Annotated in this window: 14 protein-coding genes; 11 read left to right on the top strand and 3 right to left on the bottom strand. The window is 32.0% G+C overall.

Features of this window, described 5'->3' with window-relative positions:
- The first annotated feature begins 56 nt into the window (after positions 1 to 56).
- The 11 genes from N4A40_06450 (at position 57) to N4A40_06400 (ending at position 17,812) form a co-directional block, all read left to right on the top strand.
- Complete coding sequence (locus tag N4A40_06450) at positions 57 to 3,386, top strand: PD-(D/E)XK nuclease family protein (protein ID MCT4661489.1); 3,330 nt, start codon at positions 57 to 59, stop codon at positions 3,384 to 3,386.
- Position 3,387: 1 nt separating this feature from the next.
- Positions 3,388 to 6,906 (top strand): helicase-exonuclease AddAB subunit AddA, encoded by a 3,519-nt coding sequence (gene addA / locus N4A40_06445; protein ID MCT4661488.1) that lies wholly within the window; start codon positions 3,388 to 3,390, stop codon positions 6,904 to 6,906.
- A gap of 86 nt (positions 6,907 to 6,992) precedes the next feature.
- Entirely contained in the window at positions 6,993 to 9,215 is a 2,223-nt protein-coding gene (locus tag N4A40_06440; GenBank protein ID MCT4661487.1) for an ATP-binding protein, read from the top strand.
- Positions 9,216 to 9,286: 71 nt separating this feature from the next.
- Positions 9,287 to 10,291, top strand: coding sequence for a lytic transglycosylase domain-containing protein (locus N4A40_06435; GenBank protein ID MCT4661486.1), 1,005 nt, complete (start codon positions 9,287 to 9,289; stop codon positions 10,289 to 10,291).
- 96 nt (positions 10,292 to 10,387) lie between these two features.
- A complete protein-coding gene (locus N4A40_06430) occupies positions 10,388 to 11,344 on the top strand; it encodes an HD domain-containing protein (GenBank protein MCT4661485.1) in 957 nt (318 codons plus the stop codon).
- A 23-nt stretch (positions 11,345 to 11,367) separates the two neighbouring features.
- The gene (locus tag N4A40_06425; GenBank protein ID MCT4661484.1) at positions 11,368 to 11,574 is read left to right on the top strand and encodes a hypothetical protein; all 207 of its coding nucleotides are present in this window, start codon (positions 11,368 to 11,370) and stop codon (positions 11,572 to 11,574) included.
- 122 nt (positions 11,575 to 11,696) lie between these two features.
- Positions 11,697 to 12,914, top strand: coding sequence for an HD-GYP domain-containing protein (locus N4A40_06420; GenBank protein ID MCT4661483.1), 1,218 nt, complete (start codon positions 11,697 to 11,699; stop codon positions 12,912 to 12,914).
- A 21-nt stretch (positions 12,915 to 12,935) separates the two neighbouring features.
- Positions 12,936 to 14,354, top strand: coding sequence for a hypothetical protein (locus N4A40_06415; protein ID MCT4661482.1), 1,419 nt, complete (start codon positions 12,936 to 12,938; stop codon positions 14,352 to 14,354).
- Positions 14,355 to 14,368: 14 nt separating this feature from the next.
- Positions 14,369 to 14,887, top strand: coding sequence for a peptidylprolyl isomerase (locus tag N4A40_06410; GenBank protein MCT4661481.1), 519 nt, complete (start codon positions 14,369 to 14,371; stop codon positions 14,885 to 14,887).
- Between the two features lie 63 nt (positions 14,888 to 14,950).
- Positions 14,951 to 16,522 (top strand): FapA family protein, encoded by a 1,572-nt coding sequence (locus tag N4A40_06405; GenBank protein ID MCT4661480.1) that lies wholly within the window; start codon positions 14,951 to 14,953, stop codon positions 16,520 to 16,522.
- A gap of 9 nt (positions 16,523 to 16,531) precedes the next feature.
- On the top strand, positions 16,532 to 17,812 hold the full coding sequence (locus N4A40_06400; protein MCT4661479.1) for a hypothetical protein: 1,281 nt from the start codon (positions 16,532 to 16,534) through the stop codon (positions 17,810 to 17,812).
- Positions 17,813 to 17,867: 55 nt separating this feature from the next.
- On the opposite strand, the gene N4A40_06395 is transcribed toward N4A40_06400, so the two are convergent.
- From N4A40_06395 to N4A40_06385, 3 genes are read right to left on the bottom strand one after another with little or no spacing between them, the layout of a single operon-like run.
- A complete protein-coding gene (locus tag N4A40_06395; GenBank protein ID MCT4661478.1) occupies positions 17,868 to 19,499 on the bottom strand; it encodes an MBL fold metallo-hydrolase in 1,632 nt (543 codons plus the stop codon).
- A gap of 59 nt (positions 19,500 to 19,558) precedes the next feature.
- Positions 19,559 to 20,908 (bottom strand): RsmB/NOP family class I SAM-dependent RNA methyltransferase, encoded by a 1,350-nt coding sequence (locus N4A40_06390; protein ID MCT4661477.1) that lies wholly within the window; start codon positions 20,906 to 20,908, stop codon positions 19,559 to 19,561.
- Positions 20,908 to 22,137 carry an MFS transporter gene (locus N4A40_06385; GenBank protein ID MCT4661476.1) on the bottom strand — a complete coding sequence of 410 codons (1,230 nt, stop codon included), beginning with the start codon at positions 22,135 to 22,137 and terminating at the stop codon, positions 20,908 to 20,910. Before N4A40_06385 ends, N4A40_06390 begins: the two co-directional genes overlap by 1 nt.
- Positions 22,138 to 22,273 lie beyond the last annotated feature (136 nt).

The raw sequence follows: 22,273 nt of genomic DNA, 5'->3' as shown, positions 1-22,273 counted from the left end.
GAGATACCCTTTTTTTAGAATTAAAATAAAATGCTGTAGGAGTTCGGGAGGGAAAAATGTTTACAATAATAAAGGGCAGAGGAAATCAAAATAGAGCTGCATACATAAATGATGAATGGAATAATAGAAATAAAAATGAAAAAGAATTTCTGGTATTAGTACCAGAACAGAGTACACTTCAAACAGAAGAACAATTGATAAAAGAATTTGATACGGCTGGACTTATGCTTTTAGAGGTGCTTAGCTTTAAAAGATTGGGAGATAGGTTAATAAATGAGAATCAAGAAATAAAAGAAACAAATTATATAGATAATCTTGGTAAAATGATGCTCGTGAGAAAGATACTAGAAAATGAGAGCAAAGATCTAATACTATTCAAGAAAGCATACAAAAAAGAAGGCTTTTTACTCGAAACAGTAAAATTATTAGATGAACTTAGAAGAAATGAAACGCCAGTAGAACTACTAGAAGTATGTATAAAAAAATTAGACAAAGATCCATTGACTAAACAAAAATTTAAAGATATAGCAAGGATATATGAAGTATACAATACCTATTTTGAGACATCATTTAACGATGAATTAGATTACAATAGGTTGTATATAGATGCCATACAATACTCCGATGATTTGAAAAATAAAGTAATATGGATAATGGATTTTGATGGTTTTACAGCACTAGAGATGAAAATAATAGAAGCAATGGCGAATAAAGGTGTTGATGTAAAAGTTATATTGGATTTTGAAGAGGAAAACGAGATATTTTTAAATGTCCAAAATACATCTCAAAGAATAGTAGAACGACTTAGTGAACTAGGGATAGATACACAAATAATAGAGAACCCATATGTAGTTTTTCAAAATGAAGAATTGAATGCGTTAGAAAAATATTACTATTTACCTGAAAAAAGAGGTGCTATGGATGTAGAAACATCTAGAACAACGCTTTGGTATGGAAAATCGCCATATGAAGAAGTTGAAAAATTAGCAGCTAAGATTACTCAATACATCCAGTCGGGTCAATACAATTATAGAGATATAGGTATAGTTACAAATCAAATGGAGACGTATTTACCTATAATTAAAAGAACATTTAGTGAGTTCAATATACCATATTTCAATGATGAAAAGCGAAAAATAACTTCCAATCCAGCAATAAAACTTATTATGAGCTCACTAGATATATGTCTTAAAAATTTTAGATACGAAGATGTATTTAGATATTTGAAAACAGATTTATTAGATTTAGACTTAGAATTGATGTATGTTTTTGAAAATTATGCCTTGCAATACGGGATTAGAGGTAATAGGTGGTTAAAGCCATTTGAGTATGAATTTAACTATTTAGAGAGTATAGAATCACTTAGAGAAGAAATTATAATGCCACTTAAAGAGTTAAACGAGTCTATTAGACAGAGCAAAAGAGTTAGAGATCAAATAGATTCTATAAAACTATTTTTAAATACCATTGATTTTGAAAAGTGTTTGGAAAATAAAATAGAGGTTTTATATGAAAACAATTGGAATGATTATGCTCAAGAATACGAGCAAATTAGAGAAATAATAGAGACGGTATTTGATCAATTAGAATTATTACTAGGTGAGGCAACTATGAGTTTGAAAGAGCTGAGAAGCCTTTTAGAGAGTGGATTTGCAGAGTATGAGATAGGCTTGATTCCAACGACAATAGATGAAGTTATAGTAGGATCTATAGATAGAATAAAACATAGACAGTCAAAGATAACATTTCTAGTAGGTACAAATGATGGAGCTATACCAAAAAACTTTCAAGATAGCGGTATATTATTAGACGATGAAAAAATGATACTAAAAGAGGCAGGAGTTCCGATTTATTCTGACATAGCAACATTAATGCGTGAAGATAGAATGAGTTTTTATAAAGTATTGGCAACTACTTCAGATTATCTAGAAATCAGTTATACGCTTTCAAACATTGATGGAAAAGCGATGAGAGAATCAATACTGATACCTAGATTGAAGGAACTGCTTGTAAAGATACCGGAACATACTGAAATACAGAAAACTGAAAGAGATGAGTATCTTTTAGAAAAAATTGCATATAAAAATCTTATAAAGCACTTGAGATTGTCAGTCGATGGAATAGAGCTTGAATCTAAATGGGCAAATATATATCAAAAATTACAGGAGTCATCTAAATTTGAAAATAGACCAGAGCAAATATTTGATGCACTATATTATGACAACAGACAAGAAGCTATAAACCCATATCAGGTCAAAAAATTATATCCTAGTCCCATACAGACGAGCATATCTAGAATAGAAAAATTTATAGCCTGTCCATTTTCTCATTTTGTAAGGTATGGGTTGAGGCCAAAAGAGAGAAAAGAATATGAACTAAAAGCACCAGAAATAGGAGAATTTTTTCACCAATCCATAGAAAATTTTTCTAAGCAAATTCATATCAAAAAGAAGAAGTGGAAAGATTTATCTAATGATGAAATAGAAAAAACTGTTGAAGAGGTAATAGACGAATTAGCACCTAGATTTTCCAATGAATTACTATCTAGTAGCGAAAAAAACAAATATGCATTGAAAAGACTTGAAAGGATTTGTAAAAGAGCTACTCATACACTAGTTGAGCATGTAAAAATGGGTGATTTTGAACCGGCTTTATTTGAAGCTATATTTGAAAATATATTGATAGAACTTCCAACAGGGGAAATAATAGAACTTAAAGGTAGGATTGACAGAGTAGATGTAGGTCAAGATGGAGAGCAAAAATATGTAAAGGTGATAGATTATAAATCAGGACATAAAAAATTCTCACTTTCAGATGTGTACAATGGATTAGAGCTTCAATTGGTTGTATATCTAGATCAAGCTATGGAGATGCTCAAAAAAAGAGGGGAATTTTTGCCTGGAGGATGCCTGTATTTTAAAATTGATGATCCGATGGTAGAGAATATTGCAGATGATGGAGAGATAATAGAGAAAAACATAATGAAAGCACTTAAAATGTCAGGAATAGTGCTAAAAGATTTGAGATTAGTTCAAAGCATGGATCACACCCTTGAAGAAGGTTCGAAGTCGGATATAATTCCAGTTGAGATTACTAAAAAAGAAGATTTTAGCAAGAGATCATCTGCTTTAGAGTTAGATGAATTTGAAGGACTTATAAAGTATACAAAGCAGAAATTAATAGAATCCGCTGAAAAAATAGTATGTGGAAACATGGAAATAGAACCGTACAAAGATGGAGATAATACACCGTGTCAATATTGCGACTACAAGAGCATATGTCAATTTGACACTAAATTTAAAAATGCATATAGAAAAGTACCAAAACTAACAGATGAAGAAATACTTAAAGTTATAAAGACTAGTAAAAATGAAGGAGAATGTTAATATGCCACAACTAACACCAGATCAAAAACATGCTGTTGTATGTAGAAAATCAAATATACTAATATCTGCAGCAGCAGGTAGCGGAAAAACTAGAGTATTGATAGAGAGAATAGCATCTTTGATAAAAGACGATAAAGTGCCAGTAGATAGTCTGTTAGTAGTGACATTTACCAATGCAGCTGCAGGAGAAATGAGAGAACGACTTTTAGCAAAACTTAGAGAAGAATTGCTTCAAGGAGACGATTCCTTCATAAGAAAGCAAATACTGAATATACAAAAAGCATCAATATCTACAATACATGCGTATTGTATAGAGTTAATTCGAAGACATTTTCATATTGTAGAATTAGATCCAAATTTCAAAATAGCAGACGATACAGAGATGCAATTGCTCAAAGAAGAGCTACTAGAACAGCTAATGGAAAATTATTATGAAAAAGGTGACGGATATTTTTATGATCTTATAGAAATGTATTCAGGAAATAAAACAGATGAGGGTTTAAGACAATTGATATTAGAACTATATCATTTTGCACAGAGTAAGCCATCACCATTTGATTGGCTCAGGGAAATAGTTTCATTTTATAATTTGTCTAGAAATGATTTTGATGAAAGTGAAATGATGGATACATTTAAAAATAACTTTAAGATTGATTTTCAAGGGCTATATGAATTATCGAAACTAGCACTTGATAAGTGTATGGAATATGATTTAATTGAATATATGGATTGTGCTAAAAATGAATATGCTCAAATAAAAGATATAAATGAAATGATTGAATCAGCCCAAATAGGAAGTGTATTTGATGCTATGAATGATATTCAATTCAAGAGATTATCTAGTATCAAGAAAGATAGAAAAGAATTAGTTGGTGAATATGCAGAGGTTTACAAGAGTATCAGAAATGATTTGAAGAAAAATATAAAAAAAATAATAGAAATTTATGCGATATATGATTTTGACAAGGAAGTTGGAAAGATGAATGAACTCTATCCACGACTTGAGTATTTGATAGATTTAGTTGAAGACTTTTCAAGAACATTTGATGAAGCGAAGCGAGATCAAGGAGTGCTAGATTTCAATGACATAGAGCACTATGCAATCAAGATATTATCAAACGATGATTTGGCTGTGAAGGAAAGAAAGAGATATAGCTTCATATTTTTAGATGAATATCAAGACACAAATGAGGTGCAAGAAAGCATTATTTCTAGAATAAAAAGAGAAGATAATTTATTTCAAGTAGGCGATGTAAAACAGAGTATATATAGATTTAGACTGGCTGATCCAGAGATATTTATAAAGAAGAGAAAACTTTATTTGGATTCGGGAGAAGAGAATGAAGTCATACAACTTAATCAAAACTTTAGAAGCCGTCCTAGTATATTGATGGGAATAAACGAACTATTTAGTGCAATAATGAGTGATAAACTAGGCGATGTGCAATATGATGAAAAAGAGTATCTAAATCCAGGAGCAAAATTTGAAGATTTAGAGAATGAAAACATAAAAATAGAATTAATTTATGGTGAAAAAGATATTGATGATGAGATACTAAAGGAGTACAACAAAATAGAAAAAGAAGCTATTTATATAGCAAAGAGAATTAAAGAATTAATTGGAACACCGACATATGATGCTAAAAATGGAGAATTTAGAAAAATAGAATACAGAGATATAGTGATACTTATGAGAGCTGTAAGGCGTTCGTCAAATATATTCAATGAAATATTTATGAAAGAAGATATACCAATATATGTAGACGATGCGGAAGGTTATCTTGATTCAGTCGAAGTTAGTTTGATTATAAATTTGCTTAAGCTGATAGACAATAGAAATCAAGACATAGCACTTATAAGTGTTTTGAGATCTCCAATATGTGCATTCAAGACTGAAGAGTTGATTCAAATAAGAATTGAAGATCAAGAGGTTTCATATTATGAAGCTACGCTCAGATATATAGAAAACCATGAAGACGAGATAGCGGATAGACTGAGAAGTTTTTATGAAAAACTCACATCGTGGGAAAAACTTTCGAAGCTTATAAAACTAGGAGATTTGATGTGGGAGATATTAACTGAAACCAATTTTTATTATTATGTTGCAGCTATGCCAGGAGGAGAACAGAGACAGGCTAATATTAGACTTTTGATAGATAGAGCAAATGCATATGAAAAAGTTAGCTTTGGTGGTTTATTTGATTTTATTAGATATACGAAAAAATTGAGAAATCAAAGTCAAGATTTGTCAGCGGCTAAGCTAATAGGTGAAAATGAAAATGTAGTTAGAATGATGAGTATACACAAAAGTAAAGGTCTTGAATTTCCAATAGTTATATGTGCGTGTATGGGAAAACAATTTAATCAGCAAGACCTCAGAAAAAAGGTCATACTTCATAAAGAATTGGGCTTGGGAACACAATATATAGATCCAAAACTTAGAAGTTACAATTCTATGTTTCTACAAGAAGTAGTAAAGCAACAGATAAAAATAGAGAATTTATCTGAAGAGATGAGGATTCTATATGTTGCAATGACAAGAGCTGTTGATCAATTAATAATGACAGGCTATGTAAATGATATGAACAAAAAAATAGAGAATTGGAGTAATGCACCTTCTATATATAGGTTAAAGCAAGATAAAAGCTATATAGACTGGATAATGAGATTTGCATTAACGACAGAATCAGTTCAAGATTTACAAAAGCAGGGTTTTGATGCGAAATACAATACAAGCAAAGCTCACTATAGTATAAAACTCATAGCTGAGATAGAACTTCTAAAAGACAAAAAAGAAATGATAGCAGAAAATATAGAGAATTTGAAGACAATGCTAGATAGTCAAGCTGAAAAAACTGAAATGGACGATTCAATAGAGGAGACATTGAACTGGTCATATCCAGCATTTTACCTTAGCAATTTAAAAAGAAAATACAGTGTTTCTGAGCTAAATGCTTATAAAAAAGAGCCCTGGCTTCGAGATGAAACTAAGTATGACAAAAAGATTCTAGATGTCGAGTCAAAAAATTGGCAAAAGAGGGGAGTATTGCTACATTTGATACTTCAAAATATAATTGATTATTCATTTGAAGATAGCACAAAACTGAGAGCTTATATAAATAATTACGATGGAGCCAATGAGTTTTTGAGTGAAAAAGATTATAGCTATATAGAGAAGTATTTGAAGTCAGATTTGTTTGCAAGAATAAAAAAATCGGATAAAGTCTATAGAGAACAGCCATTTGTACTGAAAAAATCTGCTACAATTCTTGAATCTGAATACGAAAGTGGAGAAATCTTGATTCAGGGTATAATAGATTTACTATTTGAAGAAAACGGAGAGATAGTATTAGTCGATTATAAATCAGGAGGTAGTAGTTACAGCGATGAAGCGCTTGTAAAAGCGAAATATGAGAAACAAATTAATCTTTATAAAGAAGCTGTAGAGAGTATATTGAACAAATCTGTGAAGGAAAAATACCTATATCTCATAGAAAGCGGAAAAATTTTGAAAATGTAGCTGTTTTTTAGAAAAAATCGAGGGTATAATACAGACAAGCTATGTATTATCTTATAAATATAGAAGTTTGTCAGAGAGGTGATCTTGTGATAAGTCGTACAAAACTTTCAATAAATGTTGAGGATTTAGATATACCCGTCTTGTTATTTAAATTAAAGAATGGGAAAGCTAAGATATTAGAAGGAAATAAAAAAACTTCAGAATTTGATATAGAGCGTGTACAAAATGCCATAAATGAATATTATGATAGTTATGATAATTTGAAATCAGAATCAATAAGATATGAGAGCAATAGACATTATTATGACATAAAAATTCATGAAATGGAAAGTTGTTATGCCGCTATATTTTTGGAGAAAACCGATAGGAGAATTCTTGAGTACAGACTGAAAAAAACACAGAAAATAGCAAAGCTTGGCGATTGGTCTCATGATTTAATAAATGATGTGGAGTTTTGGTCTGAGGAAGTTTATGACATATTAGAACTAGATCCTAGATATAATCAAGCAAGTGTTGATTTGTTTTCAAAGTTTATACACCCAGATGATAGAGAACGAGTAGATACTATAAATAAAAATTCATTTCAAAATAGAGGAGAATACGAGATAGAGTTTAGAATAGTGACAGAAAGAGGAAACGAAAAATGGGTATTTACTCATGGAACTAAGGAATTTAATGATGAAGGTATCATGGTAAATATATTTGGAACTATGCAAGATATAACCGAGTACAAGGAATTAGAAAACGCATTTAAGAAGGAACGTGAAAAAGCAGAGTTAGCTAGTAGTTCTAAGAGTAGATTTTTAGCAAATATGAGTCATGAGATAAGAACTCCACTAAATGGCATAATAGGTATGACAAATGTACTAAGACATGAGATAGATGATGTTGATTTGAGAATATATTTGGACAATATAAAGTATTCGTCCGACTATTTGAAGCATGTTATTGGAGAAGTTTTAGATTTTTCTAAGATAGAATCAAATAAAATAGTTATGGAGAATAAAAATTTCGATTTAGAAATTATGTTGTCAAATATAGAACAAATATTGACTCAGAAGTGCAAAAATAAAAACTTAAGATTTGAAATTAACAAAGATGAAAATTTGCCAAAATATTTTATTGGAGATTATATTAGATTACAGCAAGTTTTACTTAATTTACTTGGTAATGCAGTTAAATTTACTCAAGTAGGTTCGGTTACATTAAATATTAGAATACTAGAAGGGCATGATTCTAAAATAAAGCTTTTGTTTGAAGTTGAGGATACAGGAATAGGTATATCTAAAGAAAAACAAAAAATTATATTTGATGCATATGAGCAAATTAATAGTGCTGAGGAATATGGTGGAACTGGATTAGGTCTTCCTATAGCTAAAAATCTATTGGAATCTATGAACAGTGATTTGAAACTTCAGAGCAGTTTAGGTAGAGGAAGCAGATTCTATTTTGAACTTGAACTAGAGAAAACAGAAGAATTATTGAACGAGTCGCTTGATGACTTAGGAAATTATGATATTGATCAAGGGTATGAATTACGAGTTTTAGTAGCAGAAGATGATGCTATTAACAGAATGTATGTTGAAAAGTTACTTGGAGACTACTTAAAGCATAGAGTTATAACGTCAAAAGATGGTCAAGAGGCATTTGAAAAATACAAGAAATATGGTGCTGATGTAGTTCTCATGGATAGTAGAATGCCTGTGAAAAATGGTAGAGAAGCGATAAGAGATATAAGGGATTATGAATCAAGCCAAGAAATAGAGCATGCTCTAATTGTGGCTATGTCAGCAGACGCAAGTAAAGAAACCGTAGATGAGTTAAATTCTTGCGGGGCAGATTTTTTTGTAACTAAACCATTGAATGAAGGGCAAATAATAAAGGTTCTAAACAAAATAAAAGATCAACTAAAGAAAACTAGAAAAGTTAAATTTATGGATCCCGAAAAACTTGTGTTTGAATATATTGACCTAGATGGAATAAATCAAAGTAGAAATTTGATGGGGAATTCCAAGATGTCGGTTATAATTAACTTTGCTATAGAAGAATATGAATCTGTAGTTAAAAAAATTGAGAATTGTCAATTTGAAAGAAATTTTGATGAAGATACATTGCAAAATTTACACAAAATAAAGGGAACAATAGGATATTTCAGCGCAGTTAAGATAGCAAAGATATTGCCTGAAATAGAAGAAATTTTTTCAAATGAGTACAATAGGTCAGAAGAGCATAAAATCAAAGATTTTATACTTCAATTCGAGTCGTTTATTGACGAATTAAAGCATTATGGCGATTTTTTGAATAAGTAGCATGTGATTTTACAAATATGGTATAATAAAACGTATAAAAGTAGTTAAGAATTGGGGTGTGAAGACACTAGATGTTTACATTAGAACACAAATTGCGAGATACAAAAATCATTACGGCAGAAGATATAGAGATATTGAGAGGACATATTTACTCTAAAAATCCAGAACTATCTGAATCAGCCAAAACGAAAATCATATCAAAAGCTATAATAAAGGTATTTGATAGAGAGTACTATTGGCTTGAAAAATCTGAGCGTTTGCAGGCGCGAAAAACTCTTTTGATGGCGCTTATAGAGGATGGAAAAGATGATGTAAATTATTTTGATGCAGTTGAAGCTGCCTATTCTATAGCATCACATAGCGAAAAAGAGAGTGAGTTTGAAAAATGGCTCGAAGAAGCATTAGATGAGAGCTACTCATTTGATAGTGTTTGTCATATATTTTCTAGAAAATATAAATTGAAAAAAATAGCAGTGAAGTACAAATATGCAGTGATAGGTGTACTACTAACATTTATCTATCTGATTTATTATTTTATGCCTCATTTTACAAGTGACTTCATAGTAGTGAAAGATGTTTCTATGGATAGTTATATTATAGCAGAAGATGAATTCTATAGAGAACAGCTATATTTAGATTATAAGCAGAGGTATTTTCCGTACAAAATTTATGATTATGAGCATCTTAAGAATTACTTTAAAGCATTAGAATCTAAATTAGTTGAGGGAGAGAATTTTAAAATTATTGTAGATACTGCTAGGCAATACAATTTAGATCCACTACTATTGTTTGCGATTATAGGTCAGGAGCAGAGTTTTGTACCGTCTACTACCACGTATGCAAATCAAATTATTAATAACCCATACAATGTATTCAATAGCTGGGAATATTACAATACAGATTTGAAAGATTCGACTGAAATAGCAAGTCATCTTTTGGATAGAATAATAAGTGAATGCCCAATAGATGAAGATATATTTGAATGGATGAATATGACATACGCAGAAGACGATAGATGGTCAGAAGGAGTTAGGCGCATTTATTATCGATTAAACCAATACGTTGAAACTTATTAAACTTTCTTGAGAGAAAATTTTCTTTTGAGAAAGTTTTTTTGTGGTGTAAAAACATGATATAATTAAGATTGTAAAATTATAGAATGGAGAGATATTATGGGAATTGAATTAAAGCAGATTAAAGAGTTTAATAGTGGAGATGAAATAGATAGCTATTTGCTCATTAAATCGTCACAGCTTAGAATAGCATCGAACAATAACAAATACTTAGATTTAGAATTTGCAGATCAAACAGGAAGTGTAAATGCCAAATTATGGGAATATAAAGATGGAGATGAATCCAAATATACGTCGGGTAAAATGATTAAAGTTCGAGGTAAGATACAAGAGTGGAGAGGCGCGTTACAGCTGAAAATAGCTAGAATTAGATTGGTTACAGATGACGATGAAGTATCTGTAGAAGATTTAGTACCGAGTGCTCCAATTAAAAATACAGAAATGTATGAAGAAATTTGTGGATTTATAGGTAAAATAAGGGATAAAGAAATATCAAAAGTTGTCGAAATTATATTTGAGGAGTATAAAGAAAAAATAATGTACTATCCTGCAGCAAAATCGAATCATCATTCTATAAGAAGTGGATTATTGTATCATTTGCTTAGAATGCTTCGTACAGGAGAAAAAATCGCACAAGTTTATACTGACTTAGATACAGACCTTATTTTTGCAGGAATATTACTTCACGATATAGAAAAAATAAATGAGATGTCTTCAGATGAACTAGGTTTTGTAGAAGATTATACCATCGAAGGAAAACTACTAGGTCATATAATACAGGGAGTAAAGAAAATTGAATTGATAGGTGTCGAACATGGTATTTCGAAAGAAAAAATAATGTTATTAGAGCATCTAGTTTTGACTCATCACTATGAGCCAGAATATGGAAGTCCTAAGAAACCTATGATTCCAGAGGCAGAAATACTTCATTTTGTGGATGTAATGGATGCTAGAATGTACGATATGTTTGCAGCTATAGAGAATATAGATGGTGGAGAAGTTTCAGATAGAATATGGTCGCTTGACAAAAGACAAGTATACAAAAAAACATTTTAGACCTGTAAAAGTAGGTGATGATAATGGGATTTTTAAAAAACAAATGGAAAGAATCTGCTGGGTTCAAAGAAATATATGAACACAAACCTCAAAGTGAAGAGGAAAGAAAAAGCCAAGAGGAAGATGAAGCGTTTTTCAGCGCTGTAACTGCTGGCATTGGCTGTCTTAGATATTTTATAGCCATGATATTGCTAATATTTTTTATATTGGTTATAATGGCAGTATTTTAAAGTCAATATCCTTGAGAAAATGACATTAAATTTCTAATTCTACATTAAAAAGCGAATTAAAGGGTATAGATAAGCTATAATGTGATTAAAAAAAAGAAGTTTTCTAAAGGAGGGCACCTAATATGAGAGAAATTAAAATAAGTGAAATAAAAAAAGGTATGATTTTAGGCGCGCCAGTTTTAGATGTTGGGAAAACTGTTGTGTTATTAAATGAGGGAACTGAATTAACTGAAAAACATATTAGATTATTGGAAAATCTTAAGATTGAAAAAATTAAGATTTTGAGAGATCCTACAGTGCCACCTAAGAATGAAGTAGAACAAGGATTGGAAGACGAACTGCTTGTTGAAAAAGCAAAAGCTTTGAAGCGAGGCGAAAATTTTGATGAAGATGAAAAGAAAGAGCATCTCCGCGTCAAATATGAAATGGAAAAAGATAAGGTAATAGAAGGCGTATTAACTGCAAATAAAGACTTGCAAGTGCTGACAGGAGAAGGCAATATTCCTTTTGATGTTAAGAATCAAGTCTATGTTGAAGAAACTAAGGAAGTCTTTTCAAAGATTAAATCTGGTGACAAAATAGAGTTAGAGCATATTAAAGATCATATAGAAGATTCCTATGAAGATTTAGTTAGAAACAATGATGTTCTAATGAGATTAAATCAACTTAAAGAAGTAGATGATTATACTTATCAGCATTCACTTAGGGTATCAATGCTTGCAGCTATGATTGGCAAGTGGTTAGGTTATACAGAAGAACAAAATAAAGAATTGGCATTAGCTGGTTTGATGTTTGACATTGGAAAACTAAAAGTACCAGATTTCATAATGAATAGGCAGTTTAAGATAACTAGCAACGAATATACATTAATAAAGAAACACCCACAATTTGGGTATCAGATACTACTCAAGACTCAAGGCATTTCTAGCAATGTTAAGTTTTGTGCATTACAGCATCATGAGAGACTAGATGGAAGCGGGTATCCACTTAGAGTCAAATCTAATCAGATTCATGAATTTGCCAAAATAGTAATGGTTTGTGATATTTATGATGCGATGATTTCAGACAGACCATACAGGCATAGATATTCACCATTTGATGCAGCTGAATATATATATTGGAATAGTGGAATTACATTAGATCCAAAGGTTTGCTATATCTTTTTGACTAATTTGGCAGAATATTATATGGGCAAAAAAGTATTATTAAATACAGGTAAAAAGGGAAAAATAATTTTTGTAGATATGGAATTTCCAACTAGACCTGTTATTCAGACTGATGATGATAAAATTATAAAACTTGTTGAAAATAAGCATATTAGGATTATTGATATGGCATAGATGTAGGGGGTTAATATTAGTATGAATTGCGATAAATGTGGCGAAAAAATTAGTAAAAAAGCACATAAGCTCAAATCAACTGGGGAAATTTATTGCACGTCTTGTTTTGAAACCTATAAAGAAGAAATGCAGAGAAAGAAAACTCGAGTAGAACTTGAACGTGAAAAATTCGAAGAAGAAAAGAAACGCTTTGAGTCAGAGAAAGAAAAACGAGAGAGAGAACTTGAAGAGGAACATAGGAAGCTAGAGGAAGAGAAAGCTCTTTTTAGATTGGAAGATCAAAGACGAAAAGCTGAATTAAAAGCATTACAAGCACTAGAGCGAGAACAGGAAGAGTTTAACAAAGAGAAAGAACGTATAAATGAAAATTACATGGAGCGTTTGAGATTACTAAATGAAAAAAAGCGAAAATTCGAAGAAGAAAAAAAACATATGGATCGCAACTATGAACAAGCTCTAGAAGAATTTGAGAAAAAGCGATTGGACTATGACCCAGAAAAAGAGCAAGAAATGATGATGGAAGCTCAAGGTGAAGAGGGAGAACCAGGGAACTCTTCCTTCGAAGAGAATGAAAGCATAGAAGAGCTTGTAAGTGAAGCGGAAGAACAACATGAAGAAACAGAAGAAATGTTAGAAGATGAATCAGAAGAAGAAGAGATTGAAATTATAGAGGAAGATTTGCAAGCGTCTATACCTGAAGAAAATCAAACAGAAGAGTTAGAATCTGAAAGTGATGATTTGCTTGAAGAAATAGAATCAGATGATATAATAGAAGAGACGCTAGAATCTAATGAAGAAGAGCTAGAATCAGAAGATCCAAATAAAATGATGACGCCTGAGGAGATAGCAGCACTAGTAGAACAAGAAAGTGATGTCGAGGAAGAGTCTCCAGCATCAGAGGATTCAAATAAAATGATGACACCTGAGGAGATAGCGGCATTAGTAGAGCAAGAAAGTGAACCCGAAGAAAAATCTCCAGCATCAGAGGATTCAAATAAGATGATGACGCCCGAGGAGATAGCAGCGCTAGTAGAACAAGAAAGTGATGCAGAAGAAGAGTCTCCAGCATCAGAGGATTCAAATAAAATGATGACACCTGAGGAGATAGCAGCACTAGTAGAGCAAGAAAGTACTCCAGAAGAAGAGCCTTCAGCATCAGAGGATTCGAATAAGATGATGACGCCCGAGGAGATAGCGGCACTTATAGAACAAGAAGAAGCCGAGAATGGCCCAATGGTTGAAAAAGTAGAGGCGCCAGCTCCAGAGGATTCGAATAAAATGATGACACCAGATGAAATTGCTGCACTTATAGCTCAGCAAGAAGATGATGAGGCTCATATAGAGGAGCTAGAAGAGGAGGTAACATCGTCAGTTGGCGATGATCCAAATAAAATATTGAGTGATGACGAAATTGCTAAATTGATAGCAGAGAATTCGTAAGGAGGAGATTTATTTTGACAAACCCAGTTATTACGATTACCATGGAGAACGGTAATCAAATCAAGGCAGAACTTTATCCAAGAGTGGCGCCTAATACAGTAAATAATTTTATAAGTCTTGTAAATAAAGGCTTCTATGATGGACTTATTTTTCATAGAGTAATAGAAGGATTTATGATTCAAGGAGGATGCCCAGATGGAACTGGAATGGGTGGTCCAGGATATGGAATAAAAGGTGAGTTTAAATCGAATGGATTTGACAACCAAATGAAGCATGAAAGAGGTGTATTGTCTATGGCTAGAGCAATGCATCCTGATTCAGCTGGTTCACAGTTTTTTATAATGCATGCAAATGCACCACATCTTGATGGTAGCTATGCTGCATTTGGTAGAGTAATAGAAGGGTTAGAAGAAGTTGATCGCATAGCAACAGGAGCTACACATGCTGGAGATCGTCCTATTGAAGATCAGAGAATTGGTTCAGTAGTTGTTGACACTGCTGATTACGAATGGTCTGAACCAGAAACATTATAAATTAAAATAGAGCTAGGGGACATTAATGTTTCCTAGCTTTTTTGAAAAGAAAGGAGGGGGAAAATGATTATAAAAAGTGCAGTTGAATACGATATTATTATCCAAAATCAAAATGTATACATAAAAGCGAAAAGAGAGTATGGAAATATAGCTGAATTACATAGAGAATTAGAAAATCATCCGAGAATTAATAAAATTGATTTTATGAAACTCAGAAATTCTTTTTTGTTGTTAGATGATGAAACTATTTGTATTGGCGAAGCTGGAGATATGATTGAGTTAAGAATGGATCAAGATCTAATGGTAGCTTATATAAAACTATTTGTTACAAATGAAGAGTTTGAAACAAATAGAAAAGAGATTAATCAGCAAATCAGACAATGCTTAGAAGAAAATGGAATTAATTATGGAGTAAAATCATCTATATTTAATGAAACATATGATATATCTGGAGAAGTTATCGTAGCAGAAGGGAAATTGCCTGTAGATGGAGAAGATGCAATCGTAAATTACATAGAATTACCTGATGCAAAGCCAGAGATTTCTAAAGATGGATCTACCGATTTTTATGCAGTTGAATTGTATAAATCTGTTAGAATGGGTGACTGGCTTGGTTCAATGAAACTTGCTACAGAAGGTGTAGATGGAATAAATATAATTGGCGAAGTGCTACATGCTAGAGCTGGAAAAAGTGGAAGATTAAGGTATGATAGCAAAAAAGTACAATTGATAGAAGAAGAACATGAACATGTACTTAGCGCAAAAGAAGATGGGATAGTTGAGTTTAAAAATGGAAAAATTACTATAAGCAGTCATTTGATTATAGATGATGTGAATTATACGACGGGCAATGTAGATTTTAAGGGCTATGTCACTATAAAAGGGACTATAGAAGATGGATTTTCTGTAAAAGCAGACTATGATATAACCATAAATGGAAATATGGGACTTGGGTGTGTAAATCTCATAGAATCGAGGTATGGTAGCATAGTTATTAAGGGCGGAATTTATGGAAAGCGAAAAAGTATGATAAAAGCAGGTAAAGATGTATTTATAAAGCATGTAAATCAGGCTAATATTGATTGTAGAGGATATGTTAACATAGGATATTATATATTTGACAGTAGAATAAAAGCGGATGCAATAGAAGTCGCATCGGTCAGGGGTCGAATCATAGGAGGGCAAATACTTGCTAAAGCTTGGATAAAGGCACAATTTATTGGGAATAATAAAGAGATAAAAACTCAAATTAGAGTTGATGGATTTGACAGAAAAAAAGTAAATGAAGAATTGACTGAACTACTTGGAATATATAAAGAAAAGCTAAAACTTTTGGAATACAATAAAAAAGCACTAAACCTAATTGAAGCTGGTGGAGAGAAGACTATCCCACTAGATTATAAGAAATTGAAAAGATTAATTGGTAAACTTTTGCTAGAAATATCTGAATTAGAGGAACGGCGTACTATACTTAATAATCATTTGAGAGCTAAAGGTCAAGGCAGTATAGAAATATTAGGACAAATGTATCCTGGATCTCAAGTAGCGATTAGAAGAATAGAAATTCCAGTAAGAGAACCAGTACGAGGCATATACTATTACGATGAGAATCAAATCAAGATACAGAAGCGATAGGAGGAAAAGATGAGAGAGCATAAATTGGATCTGATGAAAAAAATCATAAAATTGATAAATTTTAATAAGATAGATGGGTTTTATTTCATAAGTGAATTAGAAGAAGTAGTTGAAAATATATTAGATATGCTTTATGAAATAACAGAAGCTAGAACTATCGCAATAGCGCTTTACGATGAGACGAAGAAGATATACAATGTGAAACGTGTATACAAAAAGGGTGAATACAGACCATACTATGGAGATGTTGAGCTGAATGCTTCGGATTTTGAACCTTACAAAATAGAAAAAATAGAATTTGGAAATGAAGGAATAGAGGGACATGTAGATCTAAGCAATCTGAGAGCTGAAAACATAGTACTATTAAAAAACGGTTCTATTACAGGCTTTGTAAGTTTTAGTGAATTATCGCAGTCGAGCTTAGATTTTTTTGAGAAGAATGAGGAGTTATTTAATTTTATAGACTTTCTTCTCAAGATAGCCGAAAATAATTCACTTAATATAGAACAGATGGATTTAATGGAAAAACAAAGAATGCAATTAGCTACACTGTATGACGTTATGGCGAATATTCAAAGTGCAATTACATTAGAAGAACTGTTTGAAAGCTTATTGGCAACAATGAGCATAGTATATAAAATTACGGAGAGTTGTATACTTGAGAAAACTAAATCGAAGAAATATAGATTGCTAAAATCAAGAGGAGATTTTAGAGAAGTCAAAAATGAGATAGACTGTATAAATCAATCTAATTTTGGGAAAATAGACTATGGATATAACGGAGAAAAAATAGATTCAAATTTTGATGGTTTGGAGATTGGAGAGAGAACTAATTGCTCTATAATAGCACCAATAGATAAGAGATTATTAGGTTTAGAAAGCATAGGGCATGCAGAGTATTATTGGGTGATTGGAAGAGTTGAAGGTGGATTAAGATTAGAGATTATACAAGCTATAGAAATGATAGTCAAAATGTTATCATCTATGTATTCTAACTACAAGATGAAAAGGCTAGAAGAACAAAATACAGTAGATGAAAACGCAATGTTTTTAGGAAAACTAGCTGAAAAAATAGATGATATGCAAAAATACGACATAGAATTTTATCTTTCATACAAGAGAATAAGGTTTAATCCATTTGAAAAAATAGATAAATCACAATATGAAGGAGTTGATATTGTTGGAGATTATGCATTCGATATTGGATTTGACCCTGAACTGAAAGAGGGTTTTTCGAGAGTGGAAAAATTAGAGACTATAGATGATTTTTTGAGTTATGAATTTAAATAAAAAAAGAGTGCTGAGATAAAATAGAGTTATCTATTTTATCTCAGCACTCTTTATATTACTTACCAAGCATTATTGTTATATCCATTAATTTTTGTTGTAAATCAATAATTTTATTTTTTAGACTATCGTAATGATCTGATAATAAACTTTGATCCATCATCTTATCGGTATTATAAGCAAGGTTTTCAAATTGAGAATAAGCTGTTTGCAACTCTTTTTGAATATTTTCTTTGCGTCTTATAGATTCAAGCTGAGTACCGTGTTGATAAGTTTTTACATGTTCCTTAAGTTCAAATGTAAAACCTATGTCAGGCACTATAGCTTTTACATGATGAGTTTCACGTAAGTATTGTGCAAAATCATTTGATGAACTTTCCTCGCCATGTGTTACAAATATTTTCTTAGGAACTTTTTCAAATGATTCGACAAAATCAATTAAGCCATTCTTATCAGCATGTCCTGAAAAACCTTCTATGCTGTAAATTTCTGCTTCAACTGAAACTTCTTCACCAAGTACCTTGACTTTTTTTATGCCATCTTTTAATCGTCTTCCTAGAGTTCCTTCAGCTTGGTATCCTACGAATACTACACTATTTTTCTTATTCCACAAATTATGTCTCAAGTGATGACGTATCCTTCCAGCAGTACACATACCGCTAGCAGAAATTATAACTTTAGGATAGGGAGCTTCATTTAGTCTCATAGATTCGCTCTGAGATCTAACATAGAATAGATTTTCGAACTTGAATGGATCATCTCCGCCCAAAATCAAATCCTTAGCAGCTTCATTAAAGCAATAAGAATTATTTTTATAAACTTCAGTAGCGGAGACAGCCATAGGACTATCTATATATATAGGAATTCTCATAAATTGCTGTACATCATCATTATATTCATAATAGTGGTTGAGTTCATAAATCAATTCCTGAGTTCTACTTACCGCAAAAGAAGGAATGATAACAGAGCCACCTCTTGCAGCAGTTTTATTTATTATTTCAACTAATCTCTTCGTACTTTCACCAACTTGTTTGTGAAGGCGATTCCCATAAGTAGATTCTACAATGAGATAATCAGCAAAATCAATTTTAGCTGGATTTCTCAAAATAGGCTTATCCTTCATACCTAAATCTCCAGAGAAAACAACCTTTGCAGTTTTTTCTCTTTCAGTAATCCAAAGCTCTACTATAGAAGAACCTAAAATATGTCCAGCATCTTGAAACCTTACAGAAATTTCTTCATTTAACTTAACTTTTTGATTGTATAAAACAGGGTCAAAAAATTTCAAGCTATAAGAAGCATCTGATGCTGTATACAGCGGAACAATCGGTGGTTTACCCGATCTCATTCTATGCTTATTTTCCCATTTGGCATCGGATTCTTGAATATGACCACTGTCTACTAACATTATATCGCAAAGTTCTTTAGTGGCTTTTGTTGATATAATTTTTCCTTTAAAACCTTCTTTTACTAACTTAGGAATTCTACCACTGTGATCTATGTGAGCATGTGACAAGATAACATAATCGATTAAAGCAGGATTAAAGTCAAAGGGTTCATTGTTCAAAAGTTCTAGTTCATCACTACCTTGAAACAAGCCACAATCTATAAGTATTTTGTGGTGATCAGTTTCTAACAGATAGCAAGATCCGGTAACAACTTTTGATGCGCCTAAGAATTTTATTTTCATATAAAGTCCCCCAATCTGCGTGTAATAAATTGAATCATATTATAAATACCCAAATATTTCTAATTCATTCGCCAATTCGGATTATAATAATTTTTTATAAAATTACCATCAGACTTGGCCCAACCGAGAGGTAAATCGTTCATACAAATCAGCAACCATCCCTTTGGCGCTTTTAGGTTTATAGTTTCACCTTTTAAATATTTTAAAACCAAAGGATCACTTATATCTAATGAAATAACTTCTCGAAAATCATTTTTAGAAAGAGCCATAGCTAAAGCTTGAGCAGGTACAAACCTATTTTTTTTCATGGTACCTAGGTGTAGACCAGATAATTCAAACCTGACAGAACGAGGTAGATTTATACCACTTGGAAGCCAGTATAATTGATCTTTGATATTGCAATATGAACCATTGTTTAACCAATCGGGAAGAGAACCAAAGAAATCAACAAAAGTTTCTGGTGGAGCTACAGAAGAATTTGATACAGAACTTTTCACATTGGTAGAAGAAGAGTCAGATTTGCTATATGCAGCGATGAAATGTCCAGTGCCTTTCAATTTATGAGGCCAAGCTCTTAAAACAGATTCCCCATTTAGACCGCTAGTTAGGCCATTTTGGGCATTTAATTTTTCAAGAGACATTTCAGGGCAGTGATTGGATAGAAACTCGATATGCGATTCATCTTCTTCAGGTGAAAACGTACAAGTTGAGTATACAAGCAAGCCTCCTGGCTTTAGCATTTTTACAGCTGAAATAAGAATTTGTCTCTGCAAAGACTGACATTCTATAACGTACTCTGGAGTCCAGTTTTTGGCAGCTTGTTTATCTTTTTTAAACATACCCTCACCAGAACAAGGAGCATCGACTAGCACCTTGTCAAAATAGCATGGGAAGTGATCAGCTAATTGCTCAGGAGATGCATTTGCAACGGCGATATTCCTGAAACCAGCCATTTGAAGATTCTTGGCAAGAGCTTTAGTTCTCTTAGGACTGATATCGTTACTTAACACGAAACCATCTTGATTTAACTTAGAAGCGATTTGAACAGACTTTCCACCTGGAGCAGCACATAAATCTAGAACTAATTCTCCAGGCTTTGGATCTAAAACTTCTACGGGAATCATAGCACTTGCTTCTTGAATATAATAAGCACCAGCATGGTAATAAGGTGTTTTACCTAAAGTTATATCACCATTAGTCAAATAATAACCAGTTGGACACCAAGGAATGTTATCAAATACATTTGTGTCACCATAAAGGCTAGTTAGTCCTTCTAATAACTCATTATTAGAAATTTTAGAAGTATTTACTCTAAAGGATTTAGATATTTCATTTGAGGATGCGTCGACAAATTCATTGAATTCCGCTCCCAATAATTTTTCCATTTTTTGTTTAAAAAGTTCATTCATTAAAATTGCTCCTTTGATTTATTTTGTCGTTTACTTCTTATGAAAAATGCTATACTTCCAATCATTCGAAGTACACCTACAACCAAAAGTACGACATAAATTGAAGTCTGCTCTTTGATCCATATTCCTATTACTGGAGATATGGCAGCAGAAAGATTTATTAGTGTTGTGTAAATTGCTATATATATTATCCTATTTTCAGATGGTACAACTTCGAGCATTAAATTGAATAAAATCAATAATGTCCCAGCTGTACAAATTCCAGGCAAAATATTTAGAACAGTAAGCACTTCAACTGACGATGCAAAAGTGTACAATATAGGTGTGATAGACATACCTAGAGTTGCTATGCTTAATGTCAATGTATTGGAGTATTTGTCTGCAAATTTAGACCAAAGAGTTACAGAAAAAATGGAAGCTAAACTTGCGACTATAGTAATCATACTGAGCCATCCTTCATCAGCTTTTAATACATTTATCTGATATATCGAAAACAGCGGCCAACCCATCTGCCATCCGAAGTGAAACAAAAGGGAACAGGCCATAAAAGACATCAAACCTTTTTGCTTTGGTACGTCTTTTAAAATAGTAAAAAAGAGATTGCTATCTGGACGTACAGATACTTTTGGAAGTCCCTTAAATTTGAAATAGGTAATAACTTCACCAAGAGCAATCAAAAATGCTACAAAAAATATTACTTGATACGAACGTATAGAAGCGGTTTGATCATATGCAAAATATTGTAGAAATTGACCTGAAAGAAATACAATTATTAGCTTTAGCAAATCAGAATATCTGTTTCGAAGTCCCATAGCTCTATTTCTTTCTTGAGGCTCAAATATATCACCTATTGTAGATTGATAACCTGCAACAGCAAGAGAACCTGGAAAATTCATAAGACCAATCAAACAGACGAAAACTAAAGAAGGTCTACTAATAGGCAAAAAAGGAAGTATTGCAAACGCTGCATAAAAAAGTTTTTGACTCAAAGTGATATAGCCAGTTAATTTTTGCTTATTACTAGAGCGATTCATTAGTAGTGTTCCTGGTATCAATGTCAAAACAGCAATCAAAGCAGGCAATGAAGAAATCAGAGCAACTTCATAGTCGGAAGCTCCTAATCGTATTGCAAATTTAGAATAATAAGGTTTTACAAGGCTCAAAGAGCAAGCTAAAAAAATGCCATTTAGTACATTGTTTTTTAAATTAAAATCAAAAGATTTTGACATTGAACTACCACCTTTCAATAGTCTAGTTTTATTAATTATAGCTTGAAAATTTCTTTAATTCAATTCAAAAAGATAGAAAGAAAATATATAATATTCTGTGAAAGTATAAAATTTCATACAAAACTTTATTAATTAT

Source organism: Tissierellales bacterium, from assembly GCA_025210965.1.
In the GTDB taxonomy this organism is placed as follows: Bacteria; Bacillota; Clostridia; order Tissierellales; family JAOAQY01; genus JAOAQY01.
Note: the sequence above shows the minus strand (reverse complement) of the source record. Positions and strands in the feature narration are given on the sequence as shown.

What these genes read in the sequence shown, in the direction of transcription:
- N4A40_06450 (MCT4661489.1), top strand. Translation starts at nt 57, where the DNA reads ATGTTTACAATAATAAAGGGCAGAGGAAATCAAAATAGAGCTGCATAC.
- addA (MCT4661488.1), top strand. Translation starts at nt 3,388, where the DNA reads ATGCCACAACTAACACCAGATCAAAAACATGCTGTTGTATGTAGAAAA.
- N4A40_06435 (MCT4661486.1), top strand. Translation starts at nt 9,287, where the DNA reads ATGTTTACATTAGAACACAAATTGCGAGATACAAAAATCATTACGGCA.
- N4A40_06430 (MCT4661485.1), top strand. Translation starts at nt 10,388, where the DNA reads ATGGGAATTGAATTAAAGCAGATTAAAGAGTTTAATAGTGGAGATGAA.
- N4A40_06425 (MCT4661484.1), top strand. Translation starts at nt 11,368, where the DNA reads ATGGGATTTTTAAAAAACAAATGGAAAGAATCTGCTGGGTTCAAAGAA.
- N4A40_06420 (MCT4661483.1), top strand. Translation starts at nt 11,697, where the DNA reads ATGAGAGAAATTAAAATAAGTGAAATAAAAAAAGGTATGATTTTAGGC.
- N4A40_06415 (MCT4661482.1), top strand. Translation starts at nt 12,936, where the DNA reads ATGAATTGCGATAAATGTGGCGAAAAAATTAGTAAAAAAGCACATAAG.
- N4A40_06405 (MCT4661480.1), top strand. Translation starts at nt 14,951, where the DNA reads ATGATTATAAAAAGTGCAGTTGAATACGATATTATTATCCAAAATCAA.
- N4A40_06400 (MCT4661479.1), top strand. Translation starts at nt 16,532, where the DNA reads ATGAGAGAGCATAAATTGGATCTGATGAAAAAAATCATAAAATTGATA.
- N4A40_06395 (MCT4661478.1), bottom strand. Translation starts at nt 19,499, where the DNA reads ATGAAAATAAAATTCTTAGGCGCATCAAAAGTTGTTACCGGATCTTGC.
- N4A40_06390 (MCT4661477.1), bottom strand. Translation starts at nt 20,908, where the DNA reads ATGAATGAACTTTTTAAACAAAAAATGGAAAAATTATTGGGAGCGGAA.
- N4A40_06385 (MCT4661476.1), bottom strand. Translation starts at nt 22,137, where the DNA reads ATGTCAAAATCTTTTGATTTTAATTTAAAAAACAATGTACTAAATGGC.